Origin of the sequence: Chryseobacterium sp. CH21 (assembly GCF_004119445.1) — a bacterium.
GTDB lineage: Bacteria > Bacteroidota > Bacteroidia > Flavobacteriales > Weeksellaceae > Chryseobacterium.
The window spans coordinates 85079-100298 of the sequence record NZ_QICI01000010.1 but is presented as its reverse complement, the minus strand read 5'-3'; the positions used below and the strand labels follow the sequence as shown (position 1 = coordinate 100298).

Sequence of the window (15220 nt, the reverse complement as noted above, 5' to 3'; positions counted from 1 at the left end):
AGAACGGCTTTAGCCAAAACTTAATACACATGAAAATCAAATTCAGAAATATAATAAGGACATGTGCAGCAGGAGCTTTCCTCCTTACTGCCCTCAATTGTGCTTCACATAAGTCGGATATTGGTAGAACATTGATTTGGAGTGATGAGTTTAATGGCAAAGGACTTCCGGATTCATTAAAATGGAATTATGATACCGGAGGAGATGGTTTTGGAAATGAAGAAGCTCAGTTTTATACCAAAAACAGGCTTGAAAATGCCAGAATGGAAAATGGAAATCTCATCATTGAAGCCAGAAAAGAAAATTGGGATAAGAATAAATACACTTCTGCAAGACTTTTAACCAAAGGAAAATTCTCTTTTCAGTATGGATCAATAGAAGTAAGAGCAAAGCTTCCCAAAGGTCGCGGAACATGGCCTGCCATCTGGATGATGAGCGAAAATATGAAGAAATGGCCGGATGACGGTGAGCTGGATATCATGGAACATGTGGGGTTTAATCAGGGATATATCCATGCTTCTGTTCATACCAAAAAATACAATCATATTCAGGGAACACAGAAGACCGACACTTTGTTTGTAAAGGATGCCAGCGAAAAATTCCATGTCTATAAAGCAGACTGGACACCAGAAAAAATAGATGTTTATATAGATAACCAAAAGTTCTTCACCTATGAGAATAAAGAAAAAACCAATGAAGCATGGCCTTTTGATCAGCCTTACTTTATTATTTTAAATCTTGCTGTAGGGGGATTTTGGGGTGGAAAAGAAGGTATTGATGATACCGTCTTTCCACAGAAGTATTACATAGATTACGTAAGAGTCTATCAGAAAAAATAATGAAAATGGGGACGATAGGTCCAAAAACAAAAAAATCATGAGAAAACTAATTGTAAGTTGTTTTGTAGTAGGCGTTGTCATAAATGTCAATGCTCAGAATTATTGGAAAAAAAATGCAGGAAAAACAGCTAAAGTAGTCCTTACCAACTCGAAAGTGAATGAGAAGATGGTGGATAAAGGAGCCGTTACATTTGCACAGTTCGGGCAGCCTAAAGAAACGGATGCCTGCATTTTTGTGGCTCCAAATTTTAAATATCAGAAACTGATAGGAATAGGAGGTGCTATCACAGATGCATCAGCAGAGACTTTTTATAAAATGCCAAAGAACAAGCAGAAAGAAATTCTTGACGCTTATTTTGGGAAAAACGGATTGGGATATACTGTGGTTCGTACTAATATGAACTCCTGTGACTTTTCGAGTGATTCTTATACGTATGTACAGGATAATGATACGTCTTTAAAGACCTTCAATGTTGCTCATGATGAGAAATATAAAATTCCTATGATTAAAGAAGCTCAGAAAGCGATTGGAAATAATTTTACCTTTTATTTCTCCCCGTGGAGTCCACCAGCCTGGATGAAATCAAACCAAAGCTTATATAAAGGCGGAAGATTGGAAAATCAGTATTACCAGACATGGGCAGATTATTATATCAAATTCATCAAAGAATACGAAAAAAGGGGTATCAATATCTGGGGATTAACCGTTCAGAATGAGCCAATGGCTACCCAAAGCTGGGAATCATGCATTTACACAGCCGAAGAAGAAGGAGAATTCCTGAAAAAGAATCTTGGCCCAACCCTTTGGAAAAACGGATATAAAGATAAAAAAGTAATGATCTGGGATCACAACAGAGATCTTATCTATCAGAGAGCCACGACCACTTTAAGCGATCCTGAAACAGCAAAATATGCCAGCGGTATCGGATATCACTGGTATGAAACATGGAATAACAAAACCCAGCTTTTTGACAATTTAGCAGAAACTCACAGAGCTTTTCCGGATAAATTTCTTGCATTCACCGAAGGATGTAAAGAACAGTTCAATATGGATAAGATTTATGATGTAAGCCTGGGAGAGCTATACAGCAAAAACATGCTGAACGACTTCAACAAAGGAAATGCTTTATGGACTGACTGGAATATTTTATTGGATGAAACCGGAGGGCCTAATCACAAAGGAAATTTCTGCTTTGCCCCAATTATTGCAGACACCAAAACCGGAGAAGTATTCTACACTTATGAATACTATTATATAGGACATGTTTCAAAATATATCAAACCAAATGCACAGAGAATTGGAAGTTCTTCCAACAGAGCAGCTCTGACTTCTTCTGCATTTATGAATGAAAACGGGCAATTGGTAACCGTTATTATGAACGATTCTGATAATGATATTGAAACCAATCTGTGGATTGAAGGGATGGCAGCTAAGCTGAACGCTCCGGCACACTCTATACAGACCGTAATTTTATAATATCATATTAATATTATTTTTGACAGAATCGGCGGCCTCGAAGAGGCCGCCGATTCGCATTTAAAATATCTTTAGAAGTAGGTAAAAACTATTGTACCGAAAACTTTCCGGAAATCGTTCCGTTGCTGTTTTGAGCATTATAGAAATAAATTCCGGTTCTCATTCCCGAAGTCGAGATGATTGTTGTACCAGCTTTCGCCTGTTGGGATTTTAATGTTAATCCTTCAGCGTTAGTGATCGTCAATTTATAAGTATTTCCATTTTCTGGAAGACTGATGGTAAGATTTTCACCCTGTTTTACAGGATTGGGATAAGCCGTAGAAGTTATTTCCTGTTTCGCTGACATCGTGGATGCTGTTATCTGCTCAAGTACCCATTGATGATTTACTCCGGCCGTTCCGTTTATATCCTGATCCCAGATGTTGATATAGGTACCTGAGGTTTGCGAATTAGCGGGATTATCCATGGCTTTCATATTGGATAATGCGGTTCCTATGACAAGCGTATTTGAGGTATAAGGTCTTAATACCCATTGCTGATTATTACCACCATGTTTTGAATACTGTATCAATGTAGTACCATTGTTTGTATTGGATCCCGGGACATCAATGGCTAAACCTGAAGCACGGTTGATGATGATATAATTATTTCCGGTTTTTTCCAGTTTCCATTGTTGGGCAAGGTTGCTGTTAAAAGGATATTGAACCATTTTGGTATTGGATGCAGTACTGTAATTGGCAGGGCTGATGTATTGGCTGCTTCCCACACATTTTATGCGGTAATAAGCATTTGGGTCAATAGTAGGTGCCGTTACAATATTGTTGATCGTTAAATTATTATATCCGAAATTAGAAGTTTGCTTAAAAATATCCTCCAAAACAACACTCACATAATATTTTCCCGGTTGAGAATTCGCAGGAAGCGGTACCTGAGCACTTCTCTGATCTGGGCGAATACCCGTAACCACTGCCACAGGAGTATAAGAATTTGCCCAACTGGCTTCCGTATACAATGAAACTTTGTAAGAAAGCTGCGGGCTCGTGGTTTCTGAGTTAGCCCAATTTACATTCACTGAATTATTAGAAGTATTATAAGACGGAGTAACGGTTGTTACAGTAACAGGAGTAGTGGTTGTAGGTTTTGTACCATCCTGAATAATTCCGTTAAATGTTACTGAACCGCCAGCAGGTGCCGGAGCCGTTCCACATGAAGTTACCTTAATGGCGGTATTGTTGAAAGCTGTTTCCGCTCCCCATGATCCGGTTCCCGCCGAAGCGGTATATTGTGAAGGTTTAGACCAGTTTCCTTGCGCATTCATACTCCAGAAGTTTCTAAAGTATCCACAGCGGGTAGCCTTACTTGCTGCTGAATTCCAGTTTTCTACAAAGCCTCCCAACTTGGTTCCTGTGAATTTGGCATCATTTTCCGGAGTGACAATCGTGACATAATGTTTCCATTTTCCGGAACCATAATCAAACATAAAGAATCCGATTCTGGTTTTTCCATCACCTGTAGACCATCTTCTTACAACTGTGGCATACCAGATTCCTGGTGTCCATGGCATAGGATTATCCGTGTGAAGACCTGTTCCTTCTCCTCCGAAACCATCTACAAAAGTATTGGGAGCAGTATACTCTGTAGTACACTGCGGTACATTGGTATCCTGAAGATCCCACATGGAAAAAATGTTGTTGTAGATTTCATTCTGTTTGTACTGGATTCCCGCATATCCACCCCGGGGACCCAAAGAAAAATTCAGGGTAGAGTAGTAGGTATTAACCTTTTTACAAGTATTATCTGCCATTACTTCAGAATACCAGAGTTCACCGGCGTTCGTCATATCAAAACCTTCAAGATACGGTCCCCAGCTTGGGCAGGTTTGAGCATGGGTAGTATTGAAGAACGAGGACGCAGCAATAAGTAGCATTACAGCGCAAGACTTTAATTTTTTTCCATAAATAAGTTATTTGGTAGTACTAATTTATGGATATTTTGAATATTTAATAAAAATTATAAATTAATATTGCTGATATTTTAGAGTAAATAATTGAATTACAGTCAATGGTTGAATAATATTTATTTATGGTATTGATTATATAAAAAAGCAATGCATCTTGAATGCATTGCTTGTATTGAATAGGATTGCTCCTTTATTGTATTTAAAAATAAGTTTTCTGCTAATTATTCAGCATCATATTTACTGATTACTCTCTGAGTAACTCCTGAGCTGCTGAAACCTCCATCATGGAAAAGATTCTGCATCGTTACTTTTTTAGTAAGATCAGAGAATAGCGTTACACAGTAGTCTGCACATTCAAGAGCAGTCGCATTTCCTAGTGGAGACATATCTTCTGCATATCCGAGGAATCCTCCGAAACCTTTCACACCGCTGCCTGCAGTCGTCATGGTAGGAGACTGAGAAACCGTATTTACACGTACTTTTCTTTCTCCCCAATAGTTTCCGAAAGTTCTTGCGATACTTTCCAGATAAGCTTTGTTGTCAGACATATCATTATAATCCGGGAATGTTCTCTGAGCCGCAATATAAGTAAGTGCCAAAATACTTCCCCACTCATTCATACAGTCTTTTTCCCAAGCCACACGCATTACTTTGTGGAAAGAAACAGCGGAAATATCCCAGCCTTTTTCCAACCAGTCGTAGTTCATTTCTGTATAATGTTTTCCTTTTCTTACGTTGATAGACATCCCGATAGAGTGAAGGATAAAGTCGATTTTTCCAAATTTTGCAACAGCGGCATCAAAAAGTTTTTCAAGATCTTCTACAGAAGTAGCATCAGCACCTATTACTTCAGAACCTGTTTTTTCTGCTAAACCATTAAGTTCTCCCATTCTCAAAGCAATAGGAGCATTAGATAAAATGAATTCAGCACCTTCCTCATGGCATCTTTCAGCAACTTTCCATGCGATAGATTGTTCATTAAGGGCTCCAAAAATAATTCCCTTTTTGCCTTTAAGTAAACCGTATGACATAATTTTTTAATGTTTATTATACTACAAATGTAACAATAATTGTGGTTATGACATAATAAAAAATGGAGCCTTATTAATTTTAAGACTCCATTTTATTGAAAATATTTATATGACTGAAATACTAATTGGTTTTCTTATTCCATTCTGCCTTTACATCCTCTGCTGCATCTTTGGTTTTTTCCCATGCCTCATCTGCTTTATCTTTGATATCCTCCCATGCATCGGATACATTAGCTTTTACCCTGTCTAGCCAGTCTTCCTGGCTGGCCTCCTGATCATTATTCCTTTTCTCATTGATATAATCTTTGGCCTTGTCTGCCAATTCATTGATTTTCCATTTGGCTTTGTCCGTTGCATTCTGTAAAGAATTTTCTACATTGTTTACTGCATTTTCCGCTTTGTTATACTCTGAATTGTTCATAATACTATAAATTTTAGTTTGGTAGTTGTAATTAAACAATAACTATTCCTAAAATCAGGATAGGTTGTTAAACTTTTCATAATATTTTGTTGTCTTTTTCCAAATCGGTAGTATCTTTAATATATAAAATTTGATAATTATGGAAAAAATTCGCTGTGGATGGTGTGAAAAAGATGATCTCTACAGAACGTACCATGATGAAGAATGGGGCAGACCTGTGTATGATGATAAAACGATATTTGAATTCCTTATTCTTGAAAGTTTTCAAGCCGGACTGAGCTGGTATACTATTTTGTCTAAGAGAGACAATTTCAGAAAAGCTTTTGATCATTTCGATTATAAAAAAGTGGCGGCCTATTCTGATAAAAAGATCGAAGAATTGATGAACAATTCTGGGATTATCCGAAACAGACTCAAGATCCTGGCATCCATTACCAATGCACAGCAATTTATGGAGGTCCAAAGGGAATTTGGAAGCTTTTCCCAATACATATGGAACTTTATAGGTGGCAAACCGATTGATAACAGTCCGGAATCATTGTCTGCTGTTCCTGCTACTACAGAAATTTCAGATCTTATTTCCAAAGAACTTAAAAAAAGAGGCTTCAAATTCGTAGGTTCTACGGTAATTTATGCCCATATGCAGGCAACCGGAATGGTAAATGACCATTTAAAAGACTGTTTTACCAGAAAATAATAGTTGTTTTTTATTCAAAATTTGGTGAAGTTTATTGATAATTATACAATTTAAAAAGTTAAGCAGAAAATTAGAGATATCTGCAAAGTCCAATGAATGCTCTATTTAATAAATGCTTGATATTTAAACATTTTTCATTGTTTTGTGATTAAGTTTTATTTTACTCACCATAATGTGTTTTTAATTATTGTTTTTTCAATAATATTAATGTTTTATTAATAAATTATTGAAAATTTGTATATTTGCACCTCCTAAAATTACAGGAATGCAAAAAAACTATAAACTACACTACACTCTTCTTTTATTATTCTTTACTTGTTTTGTGAATGCCCAGGTTGGGATAGGAACTCCAAACCCTGCACCTTCAGCAATGCTTCATATCAATGCCAGCAATAAAGGGGTACTCCTTCCAAGTGTTGCATTAGCATCAACAACGGATAATACAACAGTACCTTCACCAGCGGATGGACTTATCGTATGGAATAATGGAAATTCAACTTTGAAAGACATTGGATTTTATTATTGGTTTGAATCGAAATGGAATAAAATTTTAGCAAATGGAGGTGATCCCACAAAAATAGATAATGGAACAAACTGGAATCTTACAGGTACGAATGTTGGAAATTATGGAGGAGCCAATACAACCCTTGCTTTAGGAACAAAAACATATGATGATCTCATCTTTAAAGTAAATGCATTAACAGCCGGAAGATTGGGCGTTGATAATTCAGTAAGCTTTGGAACAAGCTCCAATGCAGGGCAGAACGGTGTCGCCATTGGAAGTGCTAACTCAGCATTTATGGGAATAGCCATCGGAAGCGCCACAACGGTATCCGGAAATGAAGCCTTAGCTCTGGGAAATAAAACTACCGCAGGCGGATTCAGATCAACAGCAATAGGATTTCATGCACAGGCCAGCAGTAATGAATCAGTAGCAGTGGGAAATAATTCTTCCGCAGATGGTTTTCAATCCATCGCATTAGGATACAATGCGAAAACAAATACCAACAGCGAAACTGCTTTAGGATATAATGCGGTAACCAATAGTCAAAACTCAACAGCTTTAGGCTCTGGCGCCAATGCATTGGGGCAATATTCAACAGCGGTAGGATATGGAGCAACTACTTCACAGGCCAATGCCGTTGTTCTGGGTGATAATAATGCTAATGTAGGAATAGGTACTAATGCTCCGAATGTCTCTGCAAAACTAGATGTAAGCGGACAGTTTAAGTTGGGCGAAAAGGGCAGTGTACAGAAAAATCAAATCAGTTTTGAAACATGGCCGGGAATATCGATCAACAATTTACCTCCGGGAAAATCAACAACCATTGATATTCCGGTTCCGAATGGTTATCAGCCTGGTTCTGTAAGAGCGGTCGTTGTGGTTTCTCCAGCAGGAGATTTTGTAGGGAATTCTTCATTTTCTATCTCGAATCCAAGGCTTACTTCTACATCAAGCATTACAGTTAATCTTACAAATATTTCAGAAAGTGCGAATAGTTTGTACTCCGGACATTTTTATGTGATGATCAATGAATTTTAAATGATAGATTTTTTATTATAGTTGATATGGTGTGAAGGACTTCCGGACTGGGAGTCCTTTTTTATTTTCAGATCATAGATCAGGATTTTAATTGAATTTCTATTAAATACAATAGTGTACAGAGGTAAATATATTATTTTTGTAAGATTAAAAAACGGAAAATCTTCTCTGAAATATGAAGAAAATAGGAATTATAGGCTATGGTTGGTTAGGGGAGAGAATAGCATCTTCATTCTCCGGAAAATACATTATAACAGTAACCACAACCACGGAAAGCAAAGCAGATCAGCTCAATAATAAAGGTATTAATGCTGTAATAGCTTCTTTTCCTGACTATCAGCTGACAGAGCCTTATTCACCATGGTCTGAGATTAAAGATCTTGATGTTTTACTTATTACCATTCCGGTTTCAGAAAAGAGCTGTTGTGTAAGTTCTTTATACAATAGAATCCAGAATTTATCAGCTTTTATAGGAGACTTTAAAGGACAGATGTTTCTGATGAGCTCTACAGGGGGCTATCCCGATCTTCATCAGGAATTTACAGAAGAAGATCTTCCTTTGGAAAAAGTATCGGGTGAAAGAATCCTTAGAAATAAATATCCACAGCTTAATATTTTAAGACTTGGCGGTTTGATGGGTAATAACAGACTTTTGAAAAATTACAATGTGGGCAACCTTGATCATGCAGTCAATCATATTCATTATGCTGATATCAGTGCTATTATCTCAGAGATGATTGAAAGAGGAACGGAATCAAAATTATATAATGTAACTGCTCCGATACATCCGGCAAAAAGCCAGGTTATTAATGCGCAGAAAAATATAACGGATGATGAAGAGTTTGAAGTGAAAGGGAAGAAGGTGATGTCTTCAAAGTTGGTGTCTGAGCTGGATTATGTGTTTCAGTATCCGGATCCGAGAACGTTTCATTTGTAATTATTTTTAGTGCTTAATAAGATGGTTATTTACATAATTTCTTATGATAACTTTTGTCATTCCGCAGGAATCTCTATGTAGATTTTAAAAAATCAGTATTTAGATTCCTCCGGAATGACAAGCTGGATGGATAAAAAATAAAAACCTCCGGAATAATTTCCGGAGGTCTTTTTATGTATATAAATAAAATAATTACTTAATAATTCTTTCCAATACCCATTCAATAAGGTTTTTCTCAGAAGCATGATGATCTGCAGAGAACTCTCCACGTCTTCTGTTGGCAATAACATTATTTACGGTAATCGCTTTGTGTCCTAATAATTTTGAAAGAGCATAGATGGCAGAGGTTTCCATTTCGAAATTGGTGATTCCAAGATCATTCAAGGTTTCTAAGAATTTGTCATCTACTGCTTTCAAACGAAGCTGTCTTCCCTGTGGAGCATAAAATCCAGGGAATGTAGCTGTATTTCCATGGTATTTGGCATCTTTATAATAATCTCCCATTTCTTCTGCCCAGTCTGAGAAATAAAGCATTGGCTTGATTTTTTCGTAAGGGAATTTTTCTAAGAAGGTTTTAGAAAATTCATTTTCGAAGTTGTAATCCTGATAGAAGTGCATTAATCCGTCTAAACCTACTACATTCTGAGTAACCAGCATATTATCTACCTGTACATCCGGGTTTACACTTCCGCAAGTTCCCATACGGAATAATTCAAGAGCTTTGTGCTCAGTCTTGAATTCTTTGTTTTGAAGATCAATGTTTACCAAAGCATCTAATTCGTTCATTACGATATCGATGTTTTCAGTTCCGATACCCGTAGACATTACAGTGATTCTTTCTCCGCGAAGCGTTCCTGTATGCGTATAGAATTCTCTTTTATTTTTTTTGATTTCTACGGTATCAAAATATTTTGAAACTTTAGCTACTCTGTCTGGATCACCTACAAGGATGATTTTATCAGCAATATCTTCAGGGAGAAGATTCAGGTGGTATACACTTCCGTCTTCATTCAGAACAAGTTCTGAAGCAGCAAGTTTGTTTAGCATAATATGTATATTTTTTGTTTTTTTAATTAATCATAATAGCTTCTTTATAAGGAGATGCCATAACCTCGTAGATGTCATTGTATTCTTCTACAATCCTCTTCTGACCATTCATTACTTCATATACCGTAACCACCGTTTTTTCAATGTTTTTAGGATCTTTCCTCTGTGAAGTGATTTCGTAGAAGTGATCCTCTTTTTTAAGAATAGAAATCAGTTCTTCCTTTGTTGAATTGTTGGAGGTCATCATTCCCGGGAATTCTACAACAATATCCTTCAGATCTGTATAGTTTTTATAGGGTTTGGTTACACCGTTGGAATATACATACACATTCGGGATATTTTTATCTTTTTCCAGGCGGACCAAGTAATAATCAGAACCTCTTTTCTCCGCATATACAGCCATTTCCTGCTGCTTTCCGGATGATTTCTCCGGTTGCTTCTTTTTCTGTGAAAATGCCGTCATAGAAAGGAAACTTGCTGCAACAGCAAACCATAGTTTTGTTTTCATAATACTATTTTAGTTTTTTTGATGTGTTGAATCTAATTAAAAAATCCTCTCCCAATAATCTCCCGCCATTATTTTTCCGGTATTTCGAAGAACCGTTTTCTTTAGAATAATGAATTTGATTTCGGGGCTTAAAATTAGTGAAAAATATTATATCAGAAATATAAACATTATTTAATCTGCTATTAAAACTGAGATAACATCAGATGAATACTTTTGCCGCTAAAAATTCATGAGATCTTATCCACTGCTTGTAATCGTCCTTCTGATAGGATTTGCAGTAATGTCTTTTAATCCTGTTTATAAAGGAAAAGAAAGCGAAAATACATTTGTCAATAAAGGACTATCCGACTTTAAAATCAAGCTTGAACAGCTGAAATCAGATGTTGATAAGTTCTCAGAAGACCGTATTTCCCTGGCAGAATTACAAAAATCTCTGAGCAGTACAAGAAATTCATTCAAAGAAATAGAATTTTATGTTGCTTACCATTACCCTGAATTTACCAAAACCCATCTTAATGCGGCACCTCTGTTTCATATAGAAGCTGCAGGTACCTCTTCATATACACTTCCTCCCGAAGGATTGCAGGTGCTGGATGAGCTTATATTCTCAGATGAAGCAGAAAATGAGAAAGAAAAAATTAAGACCATTACTACCTTTTTATACAACAGTTATTCTGGGTTTTATTTAAGTGCTTTAAAAAATGGACTAAGTAAGGGAAACAACAAAACATTGCCTTTACGTATAGAACTAATCAGGATCTATTCACTTGGAGTGTCAGGTTTTGATACCCCAGGCTCTCTGAATATTTCAGAAGAAACAGGCCATGCACTTACGGGAATACAGAAATACATCAATGATGATCCTTATTTTAAAAACTATAATATTCAGAAAGCTGATCAGATTTTAAGAGATGCAATCGGCTACCTTTCAAAAAATACAGATTTTGAAACCTTTGACAGGATTGAGTTTTATAAAAAATATGTACAGCCTTTATATGAAGAGTTTGGGAAATGGGACGGCAGACCTGATGATCTTAAAGAATTTTCAGGATGGAATGTAGGGAATAAAAACTTTTTCAGCAGCGATTTCCTGGATCCATATTTTTATACCTTATTGAAATCCTCAGAAGATAACCCGGAACTTCGTAACCTTGGAAAATCTATTTTCTACGATCAGAACTTAAGTGGTAACGGAAAAATGAGCTGTGCAACCTGCCACCTTCAGGAAAATGCTTTTACAGATCTGAAAGCAAAATCACAAAGCAACGTGGAAGGGAAAACTGTTTTAAGAAATTCTCCCTCTTTATATAATGCTGTTTTTGCCAAGAGATTCTTCTATGATCTTCGTGCATTCTATCTTGAGCAGCAGGCAGAGCACGTTATTTATAATGAACAGGAATTCAACACCAGTTATGAAAGTATCATTCAGAAATTAAAAACAAAACCTGAATATAAAAAGGCTTTTCGAAATGCCTTCAAGGATGGGAAAATCAGCAAAGAAAATTTTTCAAAAGCATTAAGTTCTTATGTGGCTTCACTATACTCATTTGACAGCGATTTTGACCGTTTTATGAGGAATGAAAAGAATGTTTCCGATGATGTTAAAAAAGGATTCAATCTGTTTATGGGAAAAGCCAATTGTGCAACCTGTCATTTTGCTCCTCACTTTTCAGGATTGGTACCGCCATTTTTTAATGAAAATGAATCTGAAGTCTTAGGAATACCAACGAGACCGATCAATCAGCTTCCTGTAGAGCTTGACCAGGATTTGGGAAGAGGAAACAGCCCGGTAAAAAAGGAAAAATCATGGATTTATGATTACTCTTTCAAAACGGTTACTGTTAGAAATATCGCCCTTACGAAACCTTATTTCCATAACGGAGCTTTCAATACATTAGAAGAAGTACTTGATTTTTATAATGAAGGAGGAGGAGAAGGATTAGGACTGAAAATGAAAAATCAAACCTTAGCACCGGATAAATTAAACCTTACCGAAACGGAAATCAAACAGATTATAGCCTTTCTGAATGCTCTTACGGATGTGAGTAAAGCGAAGTAGGCGGGTTGCGGGGAGTGGGGTTTGAGTGTGGGAGAGTTTTAGGGTTTTAGAGTGAGAGAATAAAGATTCGGGTTGCGAGAGTTTCGAGTTGCTGGGTTTTAGTGTTTGAGAGTGAGAGGTTAGAGATTCGGGTTTAAGTTATATGAGGAATAGTTTTTGGAAGGGATGAATAACCTTTATTCCATATATCTAATGCGAAACAATTTTTTATCTCCTAACTTCCGTGCGAAACTCCTATTCCGAACCCCGCATCCCGCATTCTCGTATCTTGAATCCTTCAATCACATAATTATCTCCCATATTTCACCTCGCACCCTGCAACTTCAACACACCAACTCTAAAACCCTCCCACACTCAAACCCTACAGCCCCACACCTCGTATCACTTAACAAAAAATTAACCCCATTAACATTAGGTTTTAGATAAGTTAATATTGGGTGATTTAGATTTAAAATCCTATTAACAGAGAAAAAGCTGTAATAAAATAGTTTTGCAAGGTCTAATAAATCAAATAAAAATGAAGAAAAAACTACTAACAGTGGGAGCTTTGGCTATCTTGGCAAGTTCTGGGATTCATGCGCAGACATTTATATTCAATAAAAATGCGTCATGGAGCTACAAAGATAACAATCAGGCTCAGCCGACAGGATGGAATGCTCAGACCTATGACATTTCAACATGGGCAGCTGGAAATGGTCCGTTAGGATATGGAGATCCTGTAACCACAACAATCAATTCAGGGCTTACTACAGCTTATTTTGCTAAAGATTTTACAGTAGATCTTTCCACACTTTCTGATAATATGGAGCTTGGTGTAATGAGAGATGACGGTATCATTGTGTACCTTAACGGAGAAGAAGTAGTAAGAGACAATATGCCTGCGGGAGCTGTGACGTTCAATACTTTTTCAACCGCCACTATTGATGGGGCGGCAGAGAATGTTTATAATATTTTCTCAATTCCAAAATCAAAATTTGTAAACGGTGTCAATAGAATTTCTGTTGAATTGCATAACAGAAGTACTACCAGTTCAGATTTAAGAATTGATGCTTACCTTAAAACAACCACCAATACAACTACACCTGTAACTTGTAACGGAACTCATATCAGCTGTTTTACTTCAATTGTTCCTACAGCACAGACCAATAAGTTAATTATTCCTGCTGAACACAAATACCAGCTTATCCTAAAAGAAGGAGACAGCTATACTGAAGGGGGAGGATTTGTTGGAGGTCAGAACGACTTTACAGGTTATGTTGCAAAAGCAGGTAGCAGCACCAATGGATATCTTTCTGTAAACCATGAAACAAACCCCGGAGGAGTTACTATGGCAGAAATTAACTATAATGCTGCTTCAAAGCTTTGGCAGCTGACAAAATCAAGAGCAGTAAGTTTCTCGGATCCTAGTCTGGTACAAACTATCAGAAACTGTTCAGGAGGAGTTACCCCTTGGGGAACTATAGTAACAGCAGAAGAATCGGTTACCTCTAACGATGTGAATGCTGACGGATACAAAGATTATGGTTGGTTGGTAGAGATTGATCCTGCAACAGCACAGGTGATTTCTAAAAATACCGACGGCTCCAAAGGTAAGCTATGGCAGATGGGAATCATGAACCATGAAAATGTAGTCGTTAATAATGCAGGAACTACAGCTTATTATGGAGAGGATGGCGGAACGCACATGGTGTACAAATATGTATTGGATACTCCAAATGATCTTTCTTCAGGAAACCTTTATGTTCTGAAATTAGATCAGGGGCTAACTGCTGCTGGAGATCCGGTAGGAACTACGGCAACATGGGTTCAGGTTCCGAATAAAACCAAAGCAGACCAGAACAATACTAATAACAATGCTTTATCAGTAGGAGGTACAAAATTTAATGGAGTGGAAGATGTTGACATCAGCCCGTTGGATGGGAAAATCTATTTTACAGCTAAAGGATTAGACAGAGTATACCGTCTGCAGGACAACGGAACTACAGCTTCTCAGGTGGAAACATTTGTAGGTGGAGGTTCTTCCGTATATTCTTTCAACACGGCTCAGGGAATGAAATCTGAAGCTTGGGGAGACGGAAATGACAACCTTACTTTCGATGAACTTGGAAACCTTTGGGTGCTTCAGGATGGAGGTAAAAATTATATCTGGGTAATTGCTCCTGACCATACACAGGCCAATCCTAAAGTAAGATTATTTGCTTCTATGCCGTCTGGTTCAGAACCTACAGGATTGACATTTACCCCTGATCATAAATTTGGTTTCTTCTCTATCCAACATCCGGATTCAACAATTTCTACAGATGTTGATGCAACAGGAAATACTATCGATTATAAAGGGAAATCAGCAACGATCGTCATTGCACTTAAAAATAACTTAGGAATTGAAGGAACTTTAGGAACTATCGAAAACAAAACTGCAGAAAATACAGTAACAGTAGCTCCAAACCCAACTTCCGGAATCGTAAAAATCAATTCACCAAAAGGATTGAAAGATATTTCTGTAACAGCTTACAGCATGGATGGGAAAATCGTTTACACGAAGAAATTTAACGGTATCAACAAAGCATTGGACCTTGATTTTACACAACAGTTAGAAGGATCACGAGTTTTAGTTTTAAATATTGAAGCTGAAGGAGGTTTCCAGAAAACAGTTAAACTTTTAAAGAAATAAATTATTTATAATTCTTGTCTGTCAGTGGCT

General features: G+C 37.0%; 12 protein-coding genes. 7 read left to right on the top strand and 5 right to left on the bottom strand.

Going from position 1 to position 15220, the window contains the following annotated elements; all coding sequences use genetic code 11:
- Positions 1–29 precede the first annotated feature (29 nt).
- A complete protein-coding gene (locus tag BOQ62_RS00970) occupies positions 30–839 on the top strand; it encodes a family 16 glycosylhydrolase (protein WP_129036577.1) in 810 nt (269 codons plus the stop codon).
- Between the two features lie 37 nt (positions 840–876).
- Positions 877–2316: a glycoside hydrolase family 30 protein gene (locus BOQ62_RS00965; RefSeq protein ID WP_129036576.1), complete on the top strand. Its 1440-nt coding sequence runs from the start codon at positions 877–879 to the stop codon at positions 2314–2316.
- A gap of 88 nt (positions 2317–2404) precedes the next feature.
- Here the strand turns inward: BOQ62_RS00965 and BOQ62_RS00960 are convergent, their stop codons facing one another.
- From BOQ62_RS00960 to BOQ62_RS00950, 3 genes are all read right to left on the bottom strand, one after another.
- A complete protein-coding gene (locus BOQ62_RS00960) occupies positions 2405–4243 on the bottom strand; it encodes a DUF3472 domain-containing protein (protein ID WP_129036575.1) in 1839 nt (612 codons plus the stop codon).
- Between the two features lie 254 nt (positions 4244–4497).
- Positions 4498–5307 carry an enoyl-ACP reductase gene (locus BOQ62_RS00955; RefSeq protein ID WP_047098383.1) on the bottom strand — a complete coding sequence of 270 codons (810 nt, stop codon included), beginning with the start codon at positions 5305–5307 and terminating at the stop codon, positions 4498–4500.
- 121 nt (positions 5308–5428) lie between these two features.
- Complete coding sequence (locus BOQ62_RS00950) at positions 5429–5728, bottom strand: hypothetical protein (RefSeq protein ID WP_034697596.1); 300 nt, start codon at positions 5726–5728, stop codon at positions 5429–5431.
- 139 nt (positions 5729–5867) lie between these two features.
- Between BOQ62_RS00950 and BOQ62_RS00945 the strand changes: the two genes are divergently transcribed.
- The 3 genes from BOQ62_RS00945 (at position 5868) to BOQ62_RS00935 (ending at position 8905) form a co-directional block, all read left to right on the top strand.
- The gene (locus BOQ62_RS00945) at positions 5868–6425 is read left to right on the top strand and encodes a DNA-3-methyladenine glycosylase I (RefSeq protein WP_129036574.1); all 558 of its coding nucleotides are present in this window, start codon (positions 5868–5870) and stop codon (positions 6423–6425) included.
- Positions 6426–6690: 265 nt separating this feature from the next.
- Positions 6691–7968, top strand: a complete 1278-nt coding sequence (locus BOQ62_RS00940) for a hypothetical protein (protein ID WP_129036573.1) — start codon at positions 6691–6693, stop codon at positions 7966–7968.
- A gap of 175 nt (positions 7969–8143) precedes the next feature.
- Positions 8144–8905, top strand: coding sequence for a hypothetical protein (locus BOQ62_RS00935; RefSeq protein ID WP_129036572.1), 762 nt, complete (start codon positions 8144–8146; stop codon positions 8903–8905).
- Positions 8906–9097: 192 nt separating this feature from the next.
- Here the strand turns inward: BOQ62_RS00935 and BOQ62_RS00930 are convergent, their stop codons facing one another.
- Positions 9098–9952 (bottom strand): nucleoside phosphorylase, encoded by an 855-nt coding sequence (locus tag BOQ62_RS00930; protein WP_129036571.1) that lies wholly within the window; start codon positions 9950–9952, stop codon positions 9098–9100.
- 22 nt (positions 9953–9974) lie between these two features.
- The gene (locus BOQ62_RS00925) at positions 9975–10460 is read right to left on the bottom strand and encodes a hypothetical protein (protein WP_129036570.1); all 486 of its coding nucleotides are present in this window, start codon (positions 10458–10460) and stop codon (positions 9975–9977) included.
- 229 nt (positions 10461–10689) lie between these two features.
- Here BOQ62_RS00925 and BOQ62_RS00920 point away from each other — a divergent pair, with 229 nt between their 5' ends.
- Both BOQ62_RS00920 and BOQ62_RS00915 read left to right on the top strand, forming a co-directional pair.
- Positions 10690–12519, top strand: coding sequence for a cytochrome-c peroxidase (locus tag BOQ62_RS00920; protein WP_129036569.1), 1830 nt, complete (start codon positions 10690–10692; stop codon positions 12517–12519).
- 517 nt (positions 12520–13036) lie between these two features.
- A complete protein-coding gene (locus BOQ62_RS00915; protein WP_129036568.1) occupies positions 13037–15190 on the top strand; it encodes an alkaline phosphatase PhoX in 2154 nt (717 codons plus the stop codon).
- The last annotated feature ends 30 nt before the right edge of the window (positions 15191–15220 follow it).